Annotated in this window: 10 protein-coding genes; 8 read left to right on the top strand and 2 right to left on the bottom strand. The window is 74.2% G+C overall.

What is annotated here, in order from left to right; all coding sequences use genetic code 11:
- From AB0K34_RS45250 to AB0K34_RS45235, 4 genes are all read left to right on the top strand, one after another.
- A partial coding sequence (locus tag AB0K34_RS45250; protein WP_364554697.1) for an aldolase occupies positions 1–750 on the top strand: 750 nt, incomplete at its 5' end.
- Entirely contained in the window at positions 747–2,603 is a 1,857-nt protein-coding gene (gene iolD, locus AB0K34_RS45245; RefSeq protein ID WP_364554695.1) for a 3D-(3,5/4)-trihydroxycyclohexane-1,2-dione acylhydrolase (decyclizing), read from the top strand. The genes AB0K34_RS45250 and iolD, both read left to right, overlap by 4 nt.
- Before the next feature lie 20 nt (positions 2,604–2,623).
- On the top strand, positions 2,624–4,114 hold the full coding sequence (locus AB0K34_RS45240; RefSeq protein WP_301174994.1) for a CoA-acylating methylmalonate-semialdehyde dehydrogenase: 1,491 nt from the start codon (positions 2,624–2,626) through the stop codon (positions 4,112–4,114).
- 107 nt (positions 4,115–4,221) lie between these two features.
- Entirely contained in the window at positions 4,222–5,538 is a 1,317-nt protein-coding gene (locus tag AB0K34_RS45235) for an alkaline phosphatase PhoX (protein WP_171069285.1), read from the top strand.
- A 39-nt stretch (positions 5,539–5,577) separates the two neighbouring features.
- Here the strand turns inward: AB0K34_RS45235 and AB0K34_RS45230 are convergent, their stop codons facing one another.
- Positions 5,578–5,895, bottom strand: a complete 318-nt coding sequence (locus AB0K34_RS45230; RefSeq protein WP_301174992.1) for a hypothetical protein — start codon at positions 5,893–5,895, stop codon at positions 5,578–5,580.
- A 66-nt stretch (positions 5,896–5,961) separates the two neighbouring features.
- Between AB0K34_RS45230 and AB0K34_RS45225 the strand changes: the two genes are divergently transcribed.
- The 3 genes from AB0K34_RS45225 to AB0K34_RS45215 are packed head-to-tail and all read left to right on the top strand — an operon-like array spanning position 5,962 to position 7,418.
- A complete protein-coding gene (locus tag AB0K34_RS45225; RefSeq protein WP_364554692.1) occupies positions 5,962–6,402 on the top strand; it encodes a hypothetical protein in 441 nt (146 codons plus the stop codon).
- Positions 6,399–6,827 carry an SRPBCC family protein gene (locus AB0K34_RS45220; protein ID WP_364554690.1) on the top strand — a complete coding sequence of 143 codons (429 nt, stop codon included), beginning with the start codon at positions 6,399–6,401 and terminating at the stop codon, positions 6,825–6,827. Before AB0K34_RS45225 ends, AB0K34_RS45220 begins: the two co-directional genes overlap by 4 nt.
- 15 nt (positions 6,828–6,842) lie before the next feature.
- A complete protein-coding gene (locus tag AB0K34_RS45215) occupies positions 6,843–7,418 on the top strand; it encodes a DNA-3-methyladenine glycosylase I (RefSeq protein ID WP_138639692.1) in 576 nt (191 codons plus the stop codon).
- A gap of 41 nt (positions 7,419–7,459) precedes the next feature.
- On the opposite strand, the gene AB0K34_RS45210 is transcribed toward AB0K34_RS45215, so the two are convergent.
- Positions 7,460–8,710: an FtsX-like permease family protein gene (locus AB0K34_RS45210; RefSeq protein ID WP_364554689.1), complete on the bottom strand. Its 1,251-nt coding sequence runs from the start codon at positions 8,708–8,710 to the stop codon at positions 7,460–7,462.
- Between AB0K34_RS45210 and AB0K34_RS45205 the strand changes: the two genes are divergently transcribed.
- On the top strand, positions 8,709–8,920 hold a 212-nt coding region (locus tag AB0K34_RS45205; protein WP_364554687.1), incomplete at its 3' end, for a hypothetical protein. The genes AB0K34_RS45210 and AB0K34_RS45205 overlap by 2 nt on opposite strands.

Here is an 8,920-nt window from a genome sequence, read left to right as displayed (position 1 = left end):
ATCGCCGCCGACCACCCGGCGCGCGGCGCGCTCGCCGCCGGCGGCGACCCGCTCGCCATGGCCGACCGCGGCGAGCTGCTCGACCGGCTGTGCACGGCGCTGGAGCGCCCCGGCGTGGACGGCGTCCTCGCCACCCCCGACGTCGCCGAGGACCTGCTGCTCCTCGGCGCCCTGGACGGCAAGGTCGTGATCGGCTCGATGAACCGGGGCGGGCTCGCCGGCTCCGCGTTCGAGATCGACGACCGGTTCACCGCCTACAGCGCCGACGGGATCGCCGCGTCCCGCTTCGACGGCGGCAAGGTGCTGCTGCGGGTGGACGACGACGACCCGGCGACCCCGCGCACCCTGGAGAGCTGCGCCCGCGCGGTGTCGGCGCTCGCCGGGCACGGGCTGATGGCGATGGTGGAGCCGTTCATCGCCCGCCGGGTGGACGGCCGCGTCCGCAACGACCTCAGCCCCGAGGCGATGATCCGGGCGATCGCGATCGGGTCCGGGCTCGGCACGACCTCCGCGCGCACCTGGCTGAAGGTCCCCGTCGTCCCGGACATGGAGCGCGTCATGGCCGCCTCCACGCTGCCCGCGCTGCTGCTGGGCGGCGAGGTGTCCGCCGATCCGCGCGCCGCCCGCGACGGCTGGCGCCGCGCGATGCGGCTGCCGACCGTGCGGGGCCTGGTCGTCGGCCGCTCCCTTCTTTACCCTGCCGACGGCGATGTGGCCGGAGCCGTGGACGCAGCAGTGGAGGTCATATGAGCACGAGACTCACCGTGGGCCAGGCGGTCATCCGCTTCATGGCGGCGCAGTACAGCGAGCGGGACGGCGAAGAGCGGCGCTTCTTCGCCGGATGCTTCGGGATCTTCGGGCACGGCAACGTCGCCGGGCTCGGCCAGGCGCTGCTGGAGCACGCCGACGACTTCCCGTACTACATGGCCCGCAACGAGCAGGCGATGGTGCACACGGCGTCCGGCTACGCCCGGATGAACGACCGGCTGTCCACGTTCGCCTGCACGACGTCCATCGGGCCCGGCGCGACCAACATGGTCACCGGTGCCGCGCTGGCGACCATCAACCGGCTGCCGGTGCTGCTTCTGCCCGGTGACATCTTCGCGACCCGTGCCGCCAACCCCGTCCTCCAGGAGCTGGAGGACGCGCGGTCCTACGACGTGTCGGTCAACGACTGCTTCAAGCCGGTGTCGAAGTACTGGGACCGCGTCAACCGTCCCGAGCAACTCCCCAGCGCGCTGCTGGCGGCGATGCGCGTCCTCACCGACCCGGCCGAGACCGGCGCCGTCACGCTCGCGCTGCCGCAGGACGTCCAGGCGGAGGCGTACGACTGGCCGGACGAGCTGTTCGACCGCCGGGTGTGGCGCATCCCGCGCCCCGTCCCCGAACCGGCCGCGATCGAGGAGGCGGCGGCCGTCCTCCGGTCGGCCGAGCGCCCGCTCATCGTCGCGGGCGGCGGCGTGATCTACTCGCGGGCCACCGACGAACTGCGCGCCTTCGCCGAGCGCACCGGCATCCCGGTCGCCGAGACGCAGGCGGGCAAGGGCGCCCTGCCGTGGGACCACGAGTGCTCGGTCGGTGCGATCGGCGCGACCGGCACCACGGCCGCGAACGCCCTCGCTCGCGAAGCCGATGCCGTCGTCGGCATCGGCACCCGCTACAGCGACTTCACCACCGCCTCGCACAGCCTGTTCGCCGACCCGGGCGTCCGGTTCGTCAACATCAACGTCGCCCGTCCCGACGCCCTCAAGCTCGCCGGGACGGCGGTCGTCGCCGACGCCGGGGAGGCGCTCCGGGCCCTCGGCGCCGCGCTCGGCGGCCACTCCGTCCCGGACGCGTACCGCGCGAAGACCCGGGAGCTCGCCGGGCGGTGGAACGCCGTCGTCGACGGGGCGTACGGCGCGCGCGGCGACGGGCTCCCCGCGCAGGCCGCGGTCATCGGGGTCGTCAACGAGCTGTCCGGCCCCCGCGACGTCGTCGTCTGCGCGGCCGGGTCCATGCCCGGCGACCTGCACAAACTGTGGCGGACGCGGGACCCCAAGGGCTACCACGTCGAGTACGGCTACTCCTGCATGGGCTACGAGATCGCCGGCGGCCTCGGGGTGAAGATGGCCGCCCCCGACCGCGAGGTGTTCGTCCTCGTCGGCGACGGCTCGTACCTGATGATGGCGCAGGAGCTGGCCACGGCCGTCGCCGAGGGCGTCAAGCTCGTCGTCGTCCTCATCGAGAACCGCGGCTACGCCTCCATCGGGAACCTGTCCGAGAGCGTCGGCGCCGAGCGGTTCGGCACCCGCTACCGGGCCCGTACCGGCACCGGGCTGGACGGCGACGTCCTGCCCGTCGACCTCGCCGCCAACGCCGCCAGCCTCGGCGCCGACGTGCTGCGCGCCGAAGGCGTCGACGGGTTCCGGGACGCGCTCCGCGCGGCGGTCGCGTCGCCGCGCACCACCGTCGTCCACGTCGAGACCGACCCGCTCGCCCCCGCCCCGGACAGCGAGGCGTGGTGGGACGTCCCCGTCGCCGAGGTCTCCGCGCTGGAGTCCACCGCGCGGGCCCGCGCCCGCTACGAGGACGACAAGAAGACCCAGCGCCACCACCTCTGAAACCCCTGAAAGGAACCCCCATGCGCTCGATTCAGCACCGGATCGGCGGTGTCCCGGTCGGCGGGAGCACCGCGGCGCCCGTGCACGACCCCGCGACCGGGCAGCAGACCGGAGAGGTCGTGCTGGGCCGCCGGGCCGAGGTGGACGCCGCCGTCGGCGCCGCCTCCCGCGCCTTCGCGACGTGGCGGGAGGTGTCCCTCACCCGGCGGGCGCGGATCATGTTCGCGCTGCGCGACCTGCTGGAGCGGCACGAGGACGAGCTGGCCCGGCTGATCACCGCCGAGCACGGCAAGGTGCTGGACGACGCCCGCGGCGAGGTCGTGCGGGGCCGCGAGGTCGTCGAGTTCGCGTGCGGGATCCCGCAGCTGCTCAAGGGCGAGTACTCCGACCAGGTGTCGACCGGCGTGGACGCGTTCTCGTTCCGGGAGCCGCTCGGCGTGTGCGCGGGCATCGTCCCGTTCAACTTCCCGGTCATGGTGCCGCTGTGGATGCACCCGATCGCGATCGCCTGCGGGAACGCGTTCGTGCTGAAGCCGAGCGAGCGCGTCCCGTCCGCGTCGAACCTGGTCGCCGAGCTGTACGCCGAGGCGGGCCTGCCGGACGGGGTGTTCAACGTGCTGCACGGCGACGCCGAGACCGCCGACGCGCTCATCGCGCACCCGGGCGTCGCGGCGGTGTCGTTCGTCGGGTCCACGCCCGTCGCCCGGCACGTGCACGAGGCGGCGAGCGCCGCCGGCAAGCGGGTGCAGGCCCTCGGCGGCGCCAAGAACCACGCGGTCGTGCTGCCCGACGCCGACCTCGACCTCGCCGCCGACCAGATCACCGCGGCGGCCTACGGGTCCGCCGGGCAGCGCTGCATGGCGATCTCGGTCGCGGTCGCCGTCGGGGACGCCGCCGACCCGCTGATCGAGCGGCTCGCCGACCGGGCCCGCGCGATCACGGTCGGGCCGGGCGCCGACCCGGCCAGCGAGATGGGCCCGCTGATCAGCGCGGCGGCGCGGGAGCGGGTCGGCGGGCGCGTCGCGGACGCCGAGCGCGCCGGCGCCAAGCTCGTCGTCGACGGCCGCGACCTGCCCGGCCCCGGCTTCTTCGTCGGCCCCTGCCTGCTGGACGGCGTCACCACCGACATGCCCGCCTACACCGAGGAGATCTTCGGGCCGGTGCTGGCCGTGCTGCGCGCCGCGACCCTGGACGAGGCGGTCGCGCTGGTCAACGCCAACCCCTACGGCAACGGCACGGCCGTCTTCACCTCGTCCGGGGCGGCGGCGCGGCGGTTCCAGCGGTCGGTGCACGTCGGGATGATCGGGATCAACGTCCCCGTCCCGGTGCCGATGGCGTTCTACTCCTTCGGCGGCTGGAAGGCGTCGCTGTTCGGTGACACCCACGTCCACGGGCCCGAGGGCGTCCGGTTCTACACCCGGGCGAAGGCCGTCACGTCCCGCTGGCCGGAGCCGTCCGCGCCCTCCGGGCCGTCCGAAACCGCCTCCATGGCCTTTCCCACGGCGCGCTGACCCAGAGATTGTCCTGGGGTTTTGCCAGGCGGCCGGTGATCGTTCACCGGCGGTTCAGGGGCGGCGACCAGGCTCCCGCGTGATCCCCTTACGTGAAGGAGTCCCCCATGTCCGTGACCCGTCGCGGAGTCGTCAAGGGCGGCGCGGCCGGCGCGCTGTCCATCGCCCTCGCCGGAAGCCTGGAGGGAATCTTCCAGACCTCCGCGGGCGCCGACACCGGTGAGGCGTTCGGCTACGGCCCGCTCATCCCCGACCCCAAGGGCGTCCTGGACCTGCCCAGGGGCTTCCAGTACAAGGAGCTGTCGGTGGAAGGCGACCCCATCTCCGAGGGCGTCGTCGTTCCCGGCCACCACGACGGGATGGCCACCTTCCCCGGCAGCCGGCACGGCCGCACCCGGCTGGTGCGCAACCACGAGCAGGGCACCAACGGCACCCGCGCGGTCGGCCGCCCCGAGCTGACCTACGACCCGGCCGTCAACGGCGGCACCACCACCCTGGAGGTCGACAGCCGCGGCAACCTGCTGTCGCAGTACGTCAGCCTCGCCGGGACGGCGGTCAACTGCGCCGGCGGCCGCACCCCGTGGGGCACCTGGCTGACCTGCGAGGAGACCGAGGGCGTCAAGGGCGAGACCAAGAGCCACGGCTGGGTGTTCGAGGTCGACCCGGACGGCCGCCGCACCGAGCCCGTCCCGCTGACCGGCCTCGGCCGGTTCGCGCACGAGGCCGTCGCCGTCGACCCGCACACCCTCACCGCCTACCTCACCGAGGACGCGTCCGGGCCGTTCGGGCTGTTCTACCGGTTCCGGCCCCGCGCCCACCACGGCGGCTACCACGCCTACATGCGGGGCGGGAAGCTGGAGGCGATGAACGTCCGCGGCGTCGAGGACCTGTCCCTCGTCACCGAGCCCGGCACCCGGCTGCGCGTCGAGTGGCTGGACGTCCCGGACCCGTCGGCGAAGCAGACGTCCGTCCGCAAGCAGTTCGACACGGTCACCCGCAGCCAGAAGCTCGAAGGCTGCTGGTGGGGGCACGGCAAGGCGTACTTCGTCGCCAGCTTCTCCAACACCGAGGACGGCGCCGCGGGCGACCACGCCGGGCAGGTCTGGACCTACGACCCGCGCCACAACACGATCGAGCTCCAGCTGATCTTCAAGCCGGGCGGCCGGTTCGACGGGCCCGACAACATCACCGTCTCTCCGTACGGCGGCGGCGTGATCCTGGCCGAGGACGGCGACGGCGAGCAGTACCTCGTCGGCACCACCCGCAAGAACAAGCCGTTCGCGATGGCGCGCAACGCCCTCAACGGCAGCGAGTTCACCGGCGTCACGTTCTCCCCGGACGGCCGCACCCTGTTCGCCAACCGCCAGTCGGACCCGGGCGCGACCTACGCCATCACCGGCCCCTGGCACCGCCTCCGCGGCTAGCCGGGCCGGGCCGCGGCCGCCGGGGCCGGGCAGCCGAAGTCAGGCGAGGCCCCGGCGGGCCACCGCCGGAGGCCGGGTGCCCTCGATGGACGCCACCATGTCCAGCACCTGGCGCATCCCGTCCGCCTGGGACTCCGGCACCCGGAACCACACCGCACCCAGCCACGCGTAGACGGACGCGGCGGCGAGCAGCCCGGGATCGGGCTCCCGCGCGTCCGTCTCCAGCGTGACGAGCACGGCGCCCCCGGAGGCGGCGAGCCGCTCCACCCGGCTCGCGGGGGGCGCCGTACCCGCGTCCACGGCACCGTCCGGAACCGGTGCGTCCGGTGGAAGGACCATCCGCCGTTGCATGCTCATGCCGCCAAGCGTGGCACGATCGGAGTCCGGGGATCGTCCTTCACAGGGACGCAGGCAGATCGGAGCGTGATGGTCACCGTGGTGCTCGTCCTGGCCGGCCTGGCCGTGCTGGGCGCCGTCGTCGTGCTCGCCATGGGGCGGGGCGGCGAGCTCGCCGAGACCCATCCGGACTACGCGCCGCTCAGGCTGGACGTCGAGGGGCGCCCGATCCTCCCGTCCGGCGCCCGGATCAGGTTTCCCGCGACGATCTGGGGCTACCAGATGCAGGTGACGGACGAGGCCGTCCACCGCCTCACCGAGGCCCTGCGCGAGCGCGACGCCCGCGTGGCCGACCTCGAACGCCAGCTCCACGACCTGCGCAGGCGTGCCGGCGACGACACACCGCCGATCGGCGCGCTGCACGGCCTGGAGGAGCCCGCCGAGCAGGTCGTGCTCCGCAAGGAGACCGCGCCCGCCGAGAAGCAGACCGTGCCCGCCAAGGACGAACCGGGGGAGGAGCACCGATGAGCGAAGTCGCCGTCATTGCCGAGGCCGTGTCCGCCGCGCCGCCCGAGCGGGTCTTCGAGATCCTCACCGACTGGCCGCGGCACGCCGAGTGGATGCCGTTCACCAGCGCCGAGGGCGGCACCAAGGCCGGCGACGAGATCAGCGCGCGGACGGGCATCGGCCCGGTCGGGTTCGTCGACACCATGGTCATCACCGACTGGCAGGACGGCCGGCGCGTCGCCGTCCGGCACACCGGCCGCATCGTGCGCGGCGAGGCGTGGTTCAAGGTCGTCCCCGAGGGGACGGGCAGCCGCGTCGTCTGGGCGGAGCGCATCGACCTCCCGTTCGGCCCGCTGGGCCGCGCCGGCTGGCTCGTCGCCGGCCCGGTCGTGAAGGCGTTCCTGCGGCTCGGGCTCCGCCGCCTGGCCGTTCTGTCGGAGGCGTGAGGTAGAACGGGGCGCGTGAGCACCGCGATCATCGGCGAGGACGGGCGGGGACGCTGCCCGTGGGGGCTGTCGACGCCCGACTACATCGCCTACCACGACGACGAGTGGGGCCGTCCCGTCCGCGACGACCAGGGTCTTTACGAGCGGCTCTGCCTGGAGGCGTTCCAGTCGGGCCTGTCGTGGCTGACGATCCTGCGCAAGCGCGAGAACTTCCGCGCCGCGTTCTGCGGCTTCGACCCGGAGAAGGTCGCCGGGTTCGGCCCGGACGACGTCGAGCGCCTGATGGGCGACGCCTCCATCGTCCGGAACCGGGCGAAGATCGAGGCGGCGGTCGGCAACGCCCGCGCCGCCCTCGAGCTGCCCGGCGGCCTCGCCGCGACCGCCTGGCGGCACGCCGACCCGGCCTCCCCGGCCTACACCGACACCGCCGAGGTCCCCGCCTTCACCGACGCCTCGAAGGCGCTCTCCAAGGAGCTGAAGAAGCACGGCTTCCGCTTCGTCGGCCCCACCACCGCCTACGCCCTGATGCAGGCGTGCGGCCTCGTCGACGACCACCTCACCGGCTGCCACCGGCACGGCGCCTACCGGTAGCCGCCGCCTACCGGTAGACCGCCGCGCCGGCGTCCGGCCCGCTACTCCGACTTGGCCGCCTCCAGCAGCGGGACCTCGGCGGCCCGCCGGGCCGGGAGCGCCGACGTCGCCAGGGCGACCGCCGCCGCGCCCGCGATGACCAGCGGGAACAGCCACCACGGCGGGTTCGGCGCCAGGAACGAGCTGCCCGTCGCGACGTACATCAGGAACACGCTGCCGAGCGCCGTCCCGATGCCGAGGAGCCCGCCGAGCAGCACGACGGTCGCGGCCTCCCAGCGGACGATCGCCCTGATCTGCGCGACCGTCGCGCCGACGGCGCCGAGCAGCCCGAACTCGCGGGTCCGCTCGCCGACGCTCATCGAGACGGTCGTCGCCATCCCGAACAGGGCGAGGACGAGCGCCATCCCGATGAACCCGTAGATGACCGTCAGCCCGCTGGTCATCGCGCCCTTGGCCAGGTTCACGTAGGCGCCCTTGCCGAGGACCTCGACGCCGGGCGTGTCGGCGAACGCGCGGGCGAGGTCCCGCTCGGAGCCGCCCCGCGTGAGGACGACCTGCGCGGGCGCGTCCGGGTCGAGCCGGTCCATGGTCGCCGCCGACACCAGCGCCTGGTCGGCGAACAGGTGCGACGGGTCGTGGTAGGCGGCGGCGACCGTCAGCGGCACGCGGCCCTGCGCCCCGCGCACGACGATCCGCTGCCCCTTCTTGATCTTCTGGCCCTTCATCACCGTGGAGGTGAGGGCGATCTCGCCGTCCCCGAGCCGGGGCAGCCGCCCGCCGAGCCTCAGCACCTCCGGCAGCGCCTTCTGGTCGGCGCCCGTCACCGCCAGGTAGACCGGCAGCGGCGGCTCCTCCGGCGACGGCCGCCTCGGCGGCGGCGAGACGAGCTTGATCTGCGATGCCGTCAGCGCGGCGGCGGCGGACACGCCGGGCACGGCCGCGGCCTTGGCCACAGTGTCGCGGGGCAGCGGCGCCTGGCCGCCGGACGTCGCGCCGGTCGCGGCGATCGCGTGCTCGGCCCGCATCACCTGCTCGCCGGTCTCGGCGAACCGCGCGTCCACCGACAGCACGGTCAGCGCGGTCGCGCCGACCAGCGCCACGCCCAGCATCAGCGACGACGCCGCCGACGACACCCGGCGCGGGCTGCGGGTGATGGTGGCGCGGGCGAGCCGCCCGGCCTCGCCGCTGACGGCCGTCCCGATCCGGCCGACCAGGCCGCCGAGCGGGCCGACGAAGAACGGGGCGAGGACGGCGAGCGCCGCGACCGTCGTCATGCAGCCCAGCAGGACCATGACGCAGACGCCGATGGTGCGCTCCGGACCCGGCGGCTCCTCGTACCTGATCCCGAAGACGCCGCCGAAGAAGATCCACGCGCACGCGAAGATGGCGAGCGCGCCGATCACCCGTCGCCATCAGCAGCGCGCCGAGGTTGGCGTAGCCGATGCCGAGCTGCCGGTAGTCGCGGGTCGTCTCGGCGATCTTCTCGGTCGGGAAGTCGGCGA

This window comes from Actinomadura sp. NPDC049382 (assembly GCF_040677125.1).
GTDB classification, from domain to species: domain Bacteria; phylum Actinomycetota; class Actinomycetes; order Streptosporangiales; family Streptosporangiaceae; genus Spirillospora; species Spirillospora geliboluensis.
Note: the sequence above shows the minus strand (reverse complement) of the source record. Positions and strands in the feature narration are given on the sequence as shown.